Source organism: Pseudomonas putida (genome assembly GCF_002741075.1).
Lineage (GTDB): Bacteria > Pseudomonadota > Gammaproteobacteria > Pseudomonadales > Pseudomonadaceae > Aquipseudomonas > Aquipseudomonas putida_T.
In genome coordinates this window covers 5,627,086-5,640,448 of sequence record NZ_CP016634.1, presented here as the reverse complement: position 1 = coordinate 5,640,448, position 13,363 = coordinate 5,627,086, and the positions used below count along the sequence as shown (strand labels likewise).

General features: G+C 60.7%; 10 protein-coding genes and 1 pseudogene. 7 read left to right on the top strand and 4 right to left on the bottom strand.

Going from position 1 to position 13,363, the window contains the following annotated elements; translation table 11 throughout:
- Nucleotides 1–65: 65 nt before the first annotated feature.
- Nucleotides 66–1,493 (bottom strand): mechanosensitive ion channel family protein, encoded by a 1,428-nt coding sequence (locus IEC33019_RS26480; RefSeq protein ID WP_070093867.1) that lies wholly within the window; start codon nt 1,491–1,493, stop codon nt 66–68.
- Between the two features lie 239 nt (nt 1,494–1,732).
- Here IEC33019_RS26480 and ycaC point away from each other — a divergent pair, with 239 nt between their 5' ends.
- The 3 genes from ycaC to IEC33019_RS26465 all read left to right on the top strand — a co-directional run bounded on the left by ycaC (nt 1,733) and on the right by IEC33019_RS26465 (nt 5,020).
- Nucleotides 1,733–2,362: an isochorismate family cysteine hydrolase YcaC gene (ycaC, locus tag IEC33019_RS26475; RefSeq protein ID WP_043213448.1), complete on the top strand. Its 630-nt coding sequence runs from the start codon at nt 1,733–1,735 to the stop codon at nt 2,360–2,362.
- A gap of 59 nt (nt 2,363–2,421) precedes the next feature.
- Entirely contained in the window at nt 2,422–2,973 is a 552-nt protein-coding gene (locus IEC33019_RS26470) for an antibiotic biosynthesis monooxygenase (protein ID WP_070093868.1), read from the top strand.
- 76 nt (nt 2,974–3,049) lie between these two features.
- The gene (locus IEC33019_RS26465) at nt 3,050–5,020 is read left to right on the top strand and encodes an amidohydrolase (RefSeq protein ID WP_070093869.1); all 1,971 of its coding nucleotides are present in this window, start codon (nt 3,050–3,052) and stop codon (nt 5,018–5,020) included.
- Between the two features lie 33 nt (nt 5,021–5,053).
- On the opposite strand, the gene IEC33019_RS26460 is transcribed toward IEC33019_RS26465, so the two are convergent.
- From IEC33019_RS26460 to IEC33019_RS26450, 3 genes and pseudogenes are all read right to left on the bottom strand, one after another.
- Nucleotides 5,054–5,965 carry a LysR substrate-binding domain-containing protein gene (locus IEC33019_RS26460; protein WP_099594086.1) on the bottom strand — a complete coding sequence of 304 codons (912 nt, stop codon included), beginning with the start codon at nt 5,963–5,965 and terminating at the stop codon, nt 5,054–5,056.
- A gap of 113 nt (nt 5,966–6,078) precedes the next feature.
- The gene (locus tag IEC33019_RS26455) at nt 6,079–7,866 is read right to left on the bottom strand and encodes a monovalent cation:proton antiporter-2 (CPA2) family protein (protein ID WP_070093871.1); all 1,788 of its coding nucleotides are present in this window, start codon (nt 7,864–7,866) and stop codon (nt 6,079–6,081) included.
- Nucleotides 7,867–8,032: 166 nt separating this feature from the next.
- Nucleotides 8,033–8,677, bottom strand: a pseudogene (locus tag IEC33019_RS26450) (ATP-binding protein); the annotation flags it as partial.
- 255 nt (nt 8,678–8,932) lie between these two features.
- On the opposite strand from IEC33019_RS26450, the gene IEC33019_RS26445 reads away from it, so the two are divergent.
- Genes IEC33019_RS26445 through IEC33019_RS28085 form a run of 4 tightly spaced genes read left to right on the top strand, consistent with a single transcriptional unit; the run spans nt 8,933 to nt 13,360 of the window.
- Nucleotides 8,933–9,481, top strand: a complete 549-nt coding sequence (locus IEC33019_RS26445) for a heteromeric transposase endonuclease subunit TnsA (RefSeq protein ID WP_028699239.1) — start codon at nt 8,933–8,935, stop codon at nt 9,479–9,481.
- Nucleotides 9,478–11,400 (top strand): Mu transposase C-terminal domain-containing protein, encoded by a 1,923-nt coding sequence (locus tag IEC33019_RS26440; protein ID WP_015272297.1) that lies wholly within the window; start codon nt 9,478–9,480, stop codon nt 11,398–11,400. Before IEC33019_RS26445 ends, IEC33019_RS26440 begins: the two co-directional genes overlap by 4 nt.
- Nucleotides 11,397–12,287, top strand: coding sequence for a TniB family NTP-binding protein (locus IEC33019_RS26435; RefSeq protein WP_015272296.1), 891 nt, complete (start codon nt 11,397–11,399; stop codon nt 12,285–12,287). The genes IEC33019_RS26440 and IEC33019_RS26435 overlap by 4 nt, the downstream gene beginning before the upstream one ends.
- The gene (locus IEC33019_RS28085) at nt 12,245–13,360 is read left to right on the top strand and encodes a TniQ family protein (protein ID WP_015272295.1); all 1,116 of its coding nucleotides are present in this window, start codon (nt 12,245–12,247) and stop codon (nt 13,358–13,360) included. Before IEC33019_RS26435 ends, IEC33019_RS28085 begins: the two co-directional genes overlap by 43 nt.
- The last annotated feature ends 3 nt before the right edge of the window (nt 13,361–13,363 follow it).

Here is a 13,363-nt window from a genome sequence, read left to right as displayed (position 1 = left end):
AGGGGCAGCACCAGCCTTGTAGGAGCGGGTTTACCCGCGAAAAGAGCCTGCACAAGACTGACTGCTCACTTGTGCAGCCAGCTGAGGAAGCCGCCTTTCTTCACCACCGGCGGTTTCTGCATCAGCAATGACTCCCGGTTCTGACGACGCAGGCGCTGCAGCTTGGTCAGGGCCGTCTGTACCTCGCCGCGCTGGGCCAGGCAACTGCGCACCTGTTCTTTGTCGATGCGATAGAGCAGGCAACCGGTGAGGGTGCGGAATTCCGCCAGGGACTCCTCTTCATCGATCAGCCCTTCGACCCCCAGTACCTCGCCAGGCCCCATGCGTCCGGCCTCGATCAGCCGTTCGCCATCACGAATCGACGCCGAGACCACGCCGCTGCCGATCACCAGCACATAGTCGGAGTGCTCACCCACACCCAGGACCACCTGGTCGGCCAGGTACTCCACCGCGGTCATGCGCTGGCTCAGGGCGTCGCGCTCATCGCTGGTCAATGCGCGGAACACCCGCACGTCATCCAGCAGCTCGCGCTGGCGGCTGCGAGGGGGCAAGGCGAGGTCGACGTTCCACATCACACCGTTGGCCTCCAGGTGGCGATGGGCCAGGTCGAACAGCTGGTTGCGCACGTCGACTTTGCGGTCCATGGACGCGACGAATGCGCTGGCTTCGTACTCCACCGACTCCAGCGTGGCGGCCTTCACGGTGACCTTGGGCGCTGGTGTCGTGAGCAGCGCGCTGGTGCCTTGCAGGGCCTTTTCCAGCGCATCGAACACCCGCTTGGGACGTACCTTGGCCGGCACCACCACGCTGATCGAAACCCCATGCACGTCCGCCGGTCGGCTGAAGTTGAGCAGCTTGGCCTTGGCCACCACTGAGTTGGGCACCACCGCCAGACTGCCATTGGCGGTGAGCAGTCGCGTGGCGCGCCAGTCGATGTCCAGCACCTTGCCCTCGGTGCCGTCGATGGAGATCGCGTCACCGATCTGATAGGGCCGCGTGGTGTTGAGCACGATGCCGGAGAACACGTCCGCCAAAGTGCTCTGCAACGCAAGGCCAATGACGATGGCCATGACGCCTGACGTTGCCAGCAGGCCTTTGACCGGCAATTGCAGCACATAGGCTGCCGCCGCGATCACTGCGGCCACGAAGATCAACGCCCCGAGCACGTCCTGCAGCAACCGCCCGCCATGACCCCCACGGGCGATCAGCACGAGACCGAACACCACTGTCACTGTGCGTGCGAAGAACAACCACCAGGCAATCTCCAGCGCGGTGGCCATCAGGTTGCGAGGCACGTCGTCCACCCAAGGTGGCGGTTGCAACGGGCTCATGCCCGCCGCCAGCAGAACCCAGCTGAACAACAGGAAGATCACCAGCCGAGCGCCGATGCGACAGGCTCGGCGCTCGACCGGGATCACCTGCCACAACAACAGATCGAGCAGGAGCAGGACGGCGCCGATCAACAGTGGGGAGGACTGAATGAACGCCAGCATGGAAGTCTCGAGCAGAGGAGGGCTGTGGGGTAGTAAAGAGCAGGTTGGGCGGGCAAGCAATGGCTGCTGAGCAGCCCCAAACATCGAAAGGCTCGTAGAGCGAGTTGCCGCGAAAGTCGTCCTAAAAATAGAACGCTAGAGCCAATTTTCGCTATCTAGTGCTTCAAAGGCGATGTTTTTAATCTGTGCCCATGCAGTCAAGGCAACACCCTCACTCACTACCTGAAGGAACACAGATCATGAGCAAATTCACCTACAACCGCCTGGATAAGAACAACGCCGCCGTACTGCTGGTCGACCACCAGGCGGGCCTGCTCTCGCTGGTACGTGACATCGAACCGGACCGTTTCAAGAACAACGTGCTGGCGCTGGCGGACCTGGCCAAGTACTTCAACCTGCCGACCATCCTCACCACCAGCTTCGAGCAAGGCCCCAACGGCCCGCTGGTGCCTGAGCTCAAGGCGCAGTTCCCAGATGCCCCGTACATCGCTCGCCCAGGCCAGATCAACGCCTGGGACAACGAAGACTTCGTCAAGGCGGTGAAAGCCACCGGCAAGAAGCAACTGATCATCGCCGGTGTGGTGACCGAAGTGTGCGTGGCCTTCCCTGCGCTGTCGGCCCTGGAAGAAGAGTTCGAAGTGTTCGTGGTCACCGATGCTTCCGGCACCTTCAACGAGATGACCCGCGACGCCGCCTGGCGCCGAATGGAAGCGGCCGGTGCGCAACTGATGACCTGGTTCGGCGTAGCCTGTGAGCTGCATCGCGACTGGCGCAACGACATCGAGGGCCTGGGTACCTTGTTCTCCAACCACATCCCGGACTACCGCAACCTGATGACCAGCTACAGCACGCTGACGGCTGGCAAGTAAGCCGCCTCGCCAGGCGCCGGATTCCAGCGCCTGGCTTCACCTTGCCCAGGGGAAGGACGATGAACAACCGTACCGTGGTAACGCTGGTCATCCAGCACAAAGTGCGTACCGATGCGCTGGCGCGTTATGAAGCCTGGCTGCGGCACACCGTCGGCGTGGCCCGCCGGCAGCCGGGGCATCTTGATGTGAATGTGATCCGTCCCGACGACGGTGGCCGTCAGTTCACCACCGTGGTGCGTTTCGCCGAGGCCAGCCAGTTGCAGGCCTGGGTCGATTCCGCCGAGCGCCAGGCGCTGATCGACCAGGTGCTGCCGCTGCTGGAGGAGGGCGACCAGACCCAGGTCCATGACGATCCGGAGTTCTGGTTCACGCCGCCTACCAGCGGGGTATCCCAACCGCCGCGCTGGAAGCAGGCGCTGCTGACTTACCTGGTGATCTGCCCCATGACCTTGGTCATCCCGCAACTGCTGTCGCCGCTTTTCGCACGCGTTCCGTCATTGGGCGGTGCAGTCACCAGCAACCTGATCATCAACCTGTTCGTCATCGTGCCTGTGGTGTTCTACATCATGCCTTGGGTGACGCGCCGCTGCGCGGGCTGGCTGCGTCGCTGACCAACTGCCGCGCGGGTCGACGCATCCGTTGCTAGCCTTCACACGCCTGTCGATCACGCACCCGCCGGAGATCACCATGAACCAGGACCCTACCGACAAGAGCCGCCGCCAGTTCCTCGCCACCAGCACCGTGCTGGGCGCCGCAGGTGCACTCTGGTCCGCACTGCCGTTCACCGATACCGCTCACGCCGCAATTTCAGGAGATCCCATGACTGCCGACCTCATCCTGTTCAATGGCCGACTGCACACCGTCGATCGTGAAAAGCCCAAGGCCAGCGCCGTCGCTATCAAGGATGGCCGCTTTCTCGCCGTGGGCACCGATGCCGACGCCATGGTGCACAAAGGTGCCAGCACCCAGTTGATCGACCTCAAGCAACGCACGGTCATCCCGGGGCTCAACGACTCGCACCTGCATCTGATCCGTGGCGGCCTGAACTACAACCTGGAGCTGCGCTGGGAAGGCGTGCCCTCACTCGCCGACGCCCTGCGCATGCTAAAGGACCAGGCCGACCGCACGCCGAGCCCGCAGTGGGTGAGGGTGGTCGGCGGCTGGAACGAGTTCCAGTTCGCCGAAAAGCGCATGCCGACGCTGGAGGAGATCAACCAGGCCGCGCCGGACACCCCGGTGTTCCTGCTGCACCTTTACGACCGCGCCCTGCTCAATCGCGCGGCGCTCAAGGCCGTGGGCTACACCAAGGACACGCCCAACCCGCCTGGGGGCGAAATCCAGCGCGACAAGTTCGGCAACCCCACCGGCATGCTCATTGCCCGGCCCAACGCCACCATCCTGTATGCCACCCTGGCCAAGGGGCCGAAGTTGCCGCTGGAATACCAGGTCAACTCCACCCGCCAGTTCATGCGCGAGCTCAATCGCCTGGGCCTGACCAGCGCCATCGATGCCGGCGGCGGCTACCAGAACTACCCGGACGACTACCAGGTGATCCAGGAGCTGGCCAAGCAAGACCAACTGACCGTGCGCATCGCCTACAACTTGTTCACCCAGAAACCCAAGGAAGAGCTGGCCGACTTCCAGAACTGGAGCAAGATCGTCAAACCCGGTGACGGCAACGACTTTTTCCGCCACAACGGTGCGGGCGAAATGTTGGTGTTTTCCGCCGCCGACTTCGAGGACTTCCTCGAGCCGAGACCCGACTTGCCGCAAACCATGGAGCAGGAGCTCGAACCGGTGGTCCGTCACCTGGTGGAACAACGCTGGCCGTTCCGACTGCATGCCACGTACAACGAGTCCATCTCGCGCATGCTCGATGTGTTCGAAAAGGTGAACCGCGACATTCCGTTCAATGGGCTGCCGTGGTTCTTCGACCACTGCGAGACCATTACCCCGAAGAACATCGAGCGGGTACGTGCGCTCGGCGGCGGCATCGCCATCCAGGATCGGATGGCTTTCCAGGGCGAATACTTCGTCGACCGCTACGGCGCCAAGGCTGCGGAAAAGACCCCGCCGGTTCAGCGCATGCTGGCCGAGGGTGTGCCGGTGGGCGCGGGTACCGATGCCACCCGGGTGTCCAGTTACAACCCGTGGACTTCGTTGTACTGGCTGGTCAGCGGCAAGACCGTTGGCGGGCTGGCGCTTTACCCGGAGGGTCTGAGCCGTGAGACGGCCTTGCAGCTGTTCACCCATGGCAGCGCCTGGTTCTCCAGCGAGCAGGGCAAGAAAGGGCAGATCAAGGTGGGCCAGTTAGCGGACCTGGCAGCGCTGTCGCAGGACTTCTTCAGCGTCGAAGAGGAAGCGATCAAGGGTATCGAGTCGGTGCTGACGGTAGTCGATGGCAAGGTGGTGTATGCCGCGGGCGACTTCGAGAAGCTCGGCCCGCCTGTGCTGCCGGTGTTGCCGGAGTGGTCGCCGGTAGTGAAGGTGCCAGGGCACTGGCGGGCCGGGGCGCCTTTGGCGGCGGCGGTGCACCAGTGCGTCGGGCCTTGTGGCGTGCATGCCCATAGCCATGAAAAGGCGCGCCATTCCAGTGTGCCGGTGAATGACTACCAAGGTTTCTGGGGGGCTTTAGGCTGCTCGTGCTTTGCCTTCTGAACCAGCGGGGGCCGCTTTGCGGCCCCATTGGTCTCACGCCATGTCGCTGACCGCGAACTCTTCGGCCAGATGATCGATCAACGCCCGCACCGACGGTAGCAACCCCCGCCGCGAGGGGAAGATCGCATGGACGATCCCGCAGCGCGGGTGCCAGCCCGGCAACATTTCAACCAGCCTGCCCGCTGCCAGATCTTCGCGCACCGCCACCCGTGGCAGATGCGCAATCCCCACGCCCGCCACCACGAAGTGGCGCAAGGCGAACAGGTCATCGGTGACCACCTTGGGCGTGTGTGCAATCACCAGCTTCTGCGCCATGCGCTCGTCCTGGAACAACTCCCACTGATACTCACGCTGCGAACCACCCCAGTGCAGGCTGGGCAATTGGCCCAGCATCTGCGGCTCGAAGTCTTTCGGCAGTCGCTCGAGAAACGAAGGCTGCCCCACCAGGCACTGAGTGCTGTTGCTCAGTACCTTCATCACCATGTCGGTGTTCTCCAGCGGCGGAAAGCGCACCCGCAGGGCGATGTCGAAGCCTTCGTGAAGCAGGTCGACCCGGCGGTTGGTGCTCTCGATGAACAACTCCACCTGCGGGTACTTGGCCATGTAGCGGGTCAGCATCGGCCCCACCCAGGCATTGAGCAAGGTGGTGGGGCAACTGATACGTACCAGGCCCCGAGGCTCGCTGCGGTTGCGCTCGATGATCTCGGCGGCCCCCTCGGCCTCCACCCGCATGGCCAGGCAGCGCTGGTAATAGGCCTGGCCGACCTCGGTCAGCGAGCAGTGGCGGCTGGTGCGATGCAGCAGCCGCACACCCAGGCGTTCTTCCAGCTCGGCGATGCGTCGGCTGAGTTTGGACTTGGGCATGTCCAGGGCCCGGCCGGCTGGCGCGAAGCCGCCATGTTCGACTACCTGGGTGAAGTAGTAGAGGGAGTTGAGGTCTTCCATGCAGAGGTTCTCAGGATGGGCGCATGGGGCAGTCTACCCCAGCAACGCCGTTTTCCATCCGTATCGCAGGTGAGCGCTGTGTGGCGTCAGTCGGGGTGCCCGCAAGCCATGCCCTACGGCTCATCCGACTCGAACAACCGCTCCAGTTCCTTGCGCGCTTCCTGGGCAGTCTGCATGACCTTGGCCCGGTCATCGCGCACGCGGCCTTGGGCCTCGAGCACTTGTTCGTCGTGCTCGATGAAGCGCTGGATGCGGTCTGCGGCCTGCTCGTCCGACAAACCTAGGCCGAGCAGGGTCCGGCGGCTCATTTCGAGGCTGGAATGGAACGTCTCTCGGATCGGCTCGGCGCCCACGTCCATCAGCTTGTGCACATGCTGGCGGTTGCGTGCCCTGGCAATCACCTTCAGGTGCGGATACAGACGCTTGGCCCGTTCGGCGATGCGGGTGGTGACCTGCGGATCGTCTGTGGTGATGATGACGTACTCGGCCTCGCCGACCTTGGCCGCATGCAGCACCTCCGGTCGTTGTGGGTCGCCGTAGAACACCGGAGCCTGTTCTAAGGTGCGGGTCATCTCGATGGTGTCCACCGAGGTGTCCAGGGCGATGAAGGGGATCTTCTGCGCCCGTAGGATGCGCGAGACGATCTGGCCCATGCGGCCCATGCCGACGATCACCACCCGCGGGGTATCGGCCTGGATGCTCTTGTAGTGCTCCGGCACTTCGCGGGCCGGTTGCAGGCGCTTGAGCAGGCGCGCGCAGGCCAGCAGCAACAGCGGGGTGATGGCCATCGACAGGGTGATGGTCATCAGCAGCAGGTCATGGGTGCGGGCGTCGAACAGGCCCTGATCCTTGCCCAGCTTGAACACCACGAAGGCGAATTCGCCGCCAGCGGCCAGCACCACGCCCAGGCGTAGGGCACTGGCGGTGGTCAGGCCACCGGCCAGGCCCCCGACCAGCATCAGCAGCGGCAGCTTCACCGCCACCAGCAGCAGCGTCAGGCCGAGCAGTGCCAGCGGCATCTCCAGCAGCAACCCGAGGTTGGCGCCCATGCCGACACTGATGAAGAACAACCCCAGCAGCAGACCTTTGAACGGTTCGATCTGCGACTCCAGTTCGTGGCGATACTCCGAATCCGCCAGCAGCAGGCCGGCGAGGAAGGCACCCAAGGCCATGGAAATGCCGGTCTGCTCCATGAGCCAGGCGGTGCCGATCACCACCAGCAGCGCAGTGGCGGTGGAGACTTCCGGCAGGCCGGTGCGGGCCACGGTGCGAAATAACGGGCGCAGCAGGTAGCGGCCACCGACGATGACGATGGCGATGCTGGCGAACACTTGCAGGCCATGCTGCAGGCTGTCGCCGTGGCTGGTGTCCGGGCCGCTGGCCGTCAGCAGCGGCACCAGGGCGATCAAGGGGATGGCGGCGATGTCCTGGAACAGCAGAATGGCGAAGGCCAAGCGCCCGTGAGGGGCATTGAGTTGTTTGCTTTCGGCCAGGCTCTGCAGGCCGAAGGCAGTCGACGACAGCGCCAGACCCAAGCCCAACACCGCGGCGCTGGGCAACGGCTGACCGAAGCCGAACAGGGCGATGGCGCCGATGACCGCGCCGGTCAGCAGTACCTGGGCCAGGCCCACGCCGAATACCGCCTTGCGCATCAGCCACAAGCGCCGGGGCGAAAGCTCCAGACCAATGATGAACAGCAACAGGACCACGCCCAGTTCGGAAATGTGCGCGACGCTCTCGGTGTCGCGAATCAGCCCCAATGCCTGGGGGCCGATGGCCACGCCGGCCAGTAGGTAGCCGATGACCGCGCCCAGTTGCAGGCGCTTGGCCAGGGGCACGGCAACGACGGCGGCAAGCAAGAAGATCACCGCAGTTTGCAACAGGCTGCCTTCGTGGGGCATGGCTCGGACTCCTTGAGCGACGAGAGGGTTAGGCAATGGATAGCAGAGGCGGGCATTTTCGTCTTGTGCGGTAAACAGGACAATCCTGTCGTGCCGGGAAGTATCGTTCCGAAATCGCCACCTTTGTAAGCCCGGATTTACCCGCGAACAGGGTACTGCCCAGTCATCAGGCGCTCGGTCGATACTGGAGTGCTTCGGCCAGGTGCGCACGCCCGATGCAGTCCACCTGTTCAAGGTCTGCCAATGTACGGGCCACCTTGAGCAGGCGGTGGGCGGCTCGCAGGGACAAGGTCAGGCGCTCGCAGGCACTTTCCAGCCAGGCCTGGTCGTCGGCTTGCAGCACACAGTGGCGGCGCAGGCCCTTGAGGTCGAGAAGGGCATTGGCACACCCCTGGCGCCGCTGCTGAAGGTCACGCGCCTCGGCCACTCGGCGGGCGACGCTGGCGCTGGACTCACCGCTGGGCTGGTGGGTCAGCACGGTGCTTTCCCTGGCCACGGTCAGGTGCAAGTCTATGCGATCGAGCAGTGGGCCGGACAGTTTGTTGCGATAGCGCTGGATCTGCTCGGTGCTGCAGCGACAGCGACCGGTGGGATCACCCAGGTAGCCGCAAGGGCAGGGGTTCATGGCTGCCACCAGCTGGAAACGTGCGGGGAAGCGTATGCGATCCTTGGCACGGGCTACCACGATTTCCCCCGATTCCAGCGGCTCGCGAAGCACCTCCAGTACACGTCGTTCGAACTCCGGCAGTTCGTCCAGAAACAGCACGCCATGATGCGCCAGGGTGATCTCGCCCGGTTGAGGTCGGCTGCCGCTGTCGGCTTTCGAAATAGCTGCGAAACCATTACTCTAGAGGGCGCGAGGTACCGTTTCTGCTTGCACAAATAGCTGCGAATAATTTTCGAATTGGATGCGACAGGATTGAAAATGACTCGAAATAGCTGCGACAAACCTCAGCAGGTCCGTCCCATCAAACCGACACGTCGCAGCGTTTCAGGGTTTTTGCCCTTCCGCGGCGTAGGAGGTGTCCCATTCGAGTCATTGCTCGAGCGCGATTTTCTGAAGCGGATGAGGTTCTCCCATCGAGTTGAGTCTGTGATTGCTCAGCCTGTTCGCGTTGACTTCGTTGACTCCCTTGGGCGAGCCCAGACCTATACCCCAGACTTTCTGGTGCACTATCGCCAGCCCGCCGACGTTGAATACATGGACTACATCAAGCCGATGCTGGTCGAGGTAAAGCCCGCCTACGAGTGGCGTAAGAATTGGCGCGCTTGGCTCGGAAAATGGAAGGCAGCGCGTCGTTACGCGAGGCAGGAAGGATGGACCTTCAGTATTTACGACGAATCGCGCATCCGTGGATTACCGCTCGAGAACATCACCTTCCTAGAGCGATTCGAGCGGTTGGATTTCGATCAGGTAGACATCGAGATGGTCTTGAAAACGCTTCAGGAGATGGAGTTTGCTCCTGTCCACTACTTACTGGCACGCCATTTCAAGGGCCTATATCGTGATCGCGGGGTAGCTCTGTTGTGGCACCTGATCGCAACTGGGCGGGTGGAATGCGATATCACCGAGCCTTTGAATGAATACCTTGAGCTTTGGGTGGCCACGCGATGAACATTTATGAGATCGACACGGACGAGCACTTTGTTCCTTACGAACCGTCCAGGGAGCGTGTGCGTGTTGAAGTGGGCGAGATGGTCCGATGCGACAAGCAGATCTTCCGGATCGTCCAGTTGCTCGACTTTCAGAATGTCGTCGGCGTCGAAGTGGAGACCGGCCGAAGCGTGTCGCTTCGGATCGCAGAGCTGCTACCAGTTGAGCAAGAGCGGGTTGATGGGTTGTACGTTAACTATGACGTTTCGACGATCAGCTCGGATGAGTGGGCAGTGGCTCAGCAGCGCTTTTCAGCGATCAAACCATTGTTACGTGACTCAGTCCTGCCAAGAAGCAGCGTAGAAGAGCGTGCCAAGGAAGTTGGTGTGGATACCGCCACGCTTTATCGCTGGCTTGAACGCTACCAAAGCTGGCACGAGGTCCTGGCGCTGGTGCCTCGCAAGCGTGGATGGCAATCGGGTAATAGTCGGTTAAGCGCCCAGGCGGATAAGCTCATCGATGACGTGATTGATCAGCACTACCTGACCATTCAGCGTAGAACGGTCCAGTCGACCATTGCAGAAATCGAGTCGCAGGCAAAAGCTCTTGGAATCAAACCTCCCAGTGCTTCTGCGATCAGAGCCCGTATCAAGCGCATTCCTGAAAAGATCGTTCTGCGCAGGCGTGGTTACGCGGACAAGGCTCGGAATCGGCATACACCTTCAGTAGGGAAATTCCCAGGTGCTGACTACCCGTTGGCTGTAATCCAGATCGACCATACGCCCATCGACTTGATCATCGTGGATGACCGACATCGCAAGCCAATTGGTCGGTTGTGGCTGAGCCTGGCGATCGACGTGCACTCTCGGATGATTACTGGCTATTACTTGGCATTGGAAGACCCTTCAGAAATCTCCGTAGGCATGTGCTTGGCGCACTCAATTTTGCCGAAGGAAGCCTGGCTGAACCTACACAATGTTCGAGGTGAGTGGCCTGTGTGGGGCTTCCCTCGTGTGGTGCACACCGATAACGGTCCTGACTTCCAGGCTGAGAATTTCCGTCGATCGTGTGCGAACTACAACATTGAGAACCAGTTCCGGCCGGTGAAGCGTCCCAAATACGGCGGTCATATCGAGCGTCTTCTCGGTACCTTCATGAGCGAGCTGCATGAGCTACCAGGTACTACGTACAGCAGTGTGCCTGATCGAGACGGTTACAACTCGGACAAGCACGCCGCGCTCACGATGGGTGAGTTCGAGGAATGGTTGGTGAAATCGATCATCCTCTATCACAACCGCAACCACTCAGCGATCTACATGAGCCCCGCGCGCAAATGGCACATCGGTTTCTTCGGCAGCCGTGAAGCCGATGCCTTGGTGAGTATTCCTCCGCGGCCTGCAGATCCGCTGACTGTCCAATTGGACTTCATGCCTTCTTATCGCCGCACCGTCCAGCATTATGGTGTGCAGCTTGATGTCTACTACTACTCGGAAGCCTTACGACATTGGATCGGGACTACAGATCCTGCAACCGGCCAAGCCCGCAAGTTTGTCTTCAGAAGAGACCCGCGTGATATCAGCGTGATCTGGTTCTATGACCCAGTACTCAAGCAATACTTCAGGGTACCTGTGGCCAACCAGGCCTTCCCAGCAGCGACTCTATGGGAGTTCCGTGCAGCGAAGAAGCAGGCGGTTGATGAAGGCCGGCAGCATATTGATGAGGCATTGATTGGCAGGCTGATCCAGGAACGCCGTCAGATCGTTAGTGAGGCCTCGGCAAGTACCAAAAAGGCGCGTCGTGATGCTCAGAAGCACAAGGTGCACAGCAAAAACGTCACCCCAGCGCAGCCTGTCAAAACCCTTGTAGAACCACTACATCCAATTCCTTCTGACGAAGGGTTGCTGCTTGATGATGTTGACCTGATTGGTGATATCCAATGACTGAGTACGCACACCTCCACGCCGACTTCAGGCCTGTGCTGCAGCTTTCCGCCCGAGAGCGTATTCGCTTCATGGGCGAGCCTCGTTGGATTGGCTACAAGGCTGCTCATCACATTCTAGATAGCCTTGAGTGCCTACTTGATGCTCCCAAGCGACCTCGAATGCCTAACATGCTCATTGTCGGTGACCCAAACAACGGTAAGACCACCATCGTTCGGCATTTTGAGAAGACGCATGGTGAGGGCTACGTTGACGAGAACTCCGAGCCTGTGCGGCCGATAATCTTGGCCGAGGCGCCGCCATCTGCTGAAGAGAAAGATCTCTACATTGCGATTCTTGATCGCATGTGGATGCCTTACAAGACCACCGATTCCAAGGTCACGCTGAGGTTCCAGGTCATTCACGCGCTGCGAGAGCTAAAAGTGCGTATGTTGATCATCGATGAGGTTCACTCGATGCTCACAGGCTCCGCCACAAAACAGCGGGAAGTCATGAACGCCCTCAAGATGTTGTGTAACACACTGATGATCCCGATCGTTGGCGTGGGCACTCCAAATGCAGTGCAGATCCTGCACCTAGATCCGCAGCATGCCAGTCGTTTTGACGTCATCAAGTTGGAAACCTGGAAGCTGAATGCGGATTTCCAACGCTTGCTTAAGGCATTCGAGGCCGTGTTGCCGTTGAAGAAGGCCTCTGAACTCTACAAGCCGGAGCTTGCCCAGCTGATCCATTCCATTTCGGGTGGCAATACGGGGGATTTACACGGCTTGCTGCTCGAATGTGCCACGGAAGCTATTAACTCTGGGAAGGAATGCATCGATCGACAGCTCATTGAGAGTAAGTCGTGGAAACGTCCTACACGTGGCATCCGGGAGCGCGTTGTGTAAACCCGCGGTGGCCGCTTACCCCGCCCATTTTGCCCGATGAGCTGTTTTCCTCCTGGTTAGTGAGAACAGCACATGCTCATGGCTGCTTGCCCAGTTCGCTGACTGGTGCAGTTTGGCCAGGTAGCCATGCATGGAGCGTCGACCCTGATCGAGCGCATCCTTGGGCTAACTTGGATAGGTTGTCCGGTATGTCCGGCCTAAGCTCACATCAGCTTTTAGCCAGTACGCTATGGCCGGTTATGCAACGATTGCATCCCAGGCCTGTTCTCCAACGCTCAATGTACTTGCCTTGGATATTGCCGCTGGGTTGCCGGAGCCGATCACATGCAGGGGGGCTCATGTGTTGCCCTGACTGCATCAAGAGTGGTGTTCCCCACTTTCTGCTACAACACCGCTTGGCCTGGCATACGGCCTGCCCATGGCACAACATGCTTCTGATTGATCGTTGCGTCGTATGCAGTTCGGCGCTTCAGCCTGCGCGGCTGTGTGTCGATCGCCCACTTTCCGAGTGTCACCAATGCGGCCAGCCCTTAGGAAAAGCTGCATTGACTCCACCGGTTGAGGCCGCGCTTACGTTTCAAACCTTCGCCGATTCAGCGAGCCAGTCGATGCCGTTTTATGGGCGGGTTCCGTTGGGTTTTTCGGAATGGATGTGTATCGCTCGCGTCATGGTCAGTTTCCTTGAACAGGTAACGCGACATCCTTCAGCCGGATCGCATCTTTTTTGCGAGGCAATGGGCGTGGATTTGTCGCAGCTGCAGGCTTCATCGCTTGGGTTACCGTTTGAGTACGGGACGCCTTCCGAGCGCGCTGGGCTGTTGGGGCAAGCTTGGGTGATAATGCAGGCTGGGCCGGAACGATTCGTGGAGAGTGCAGCCGAGGCTAAGCTGCCTGTTACTTCATTTCCGTTGCCCGCAGTAAGTGTGCCCGACATCCTTCACCAGATGCTTTCGGTGCTCACCAATACGCCGCACAAGCCAGGTCATATGGGCCTCAAACGCACGCACTCGCCTCAAGAGGTGTGGCGTAGGTGGCACCGTTTGCAGAGAAGGACGCATAGAAATGGCATCTGAAGA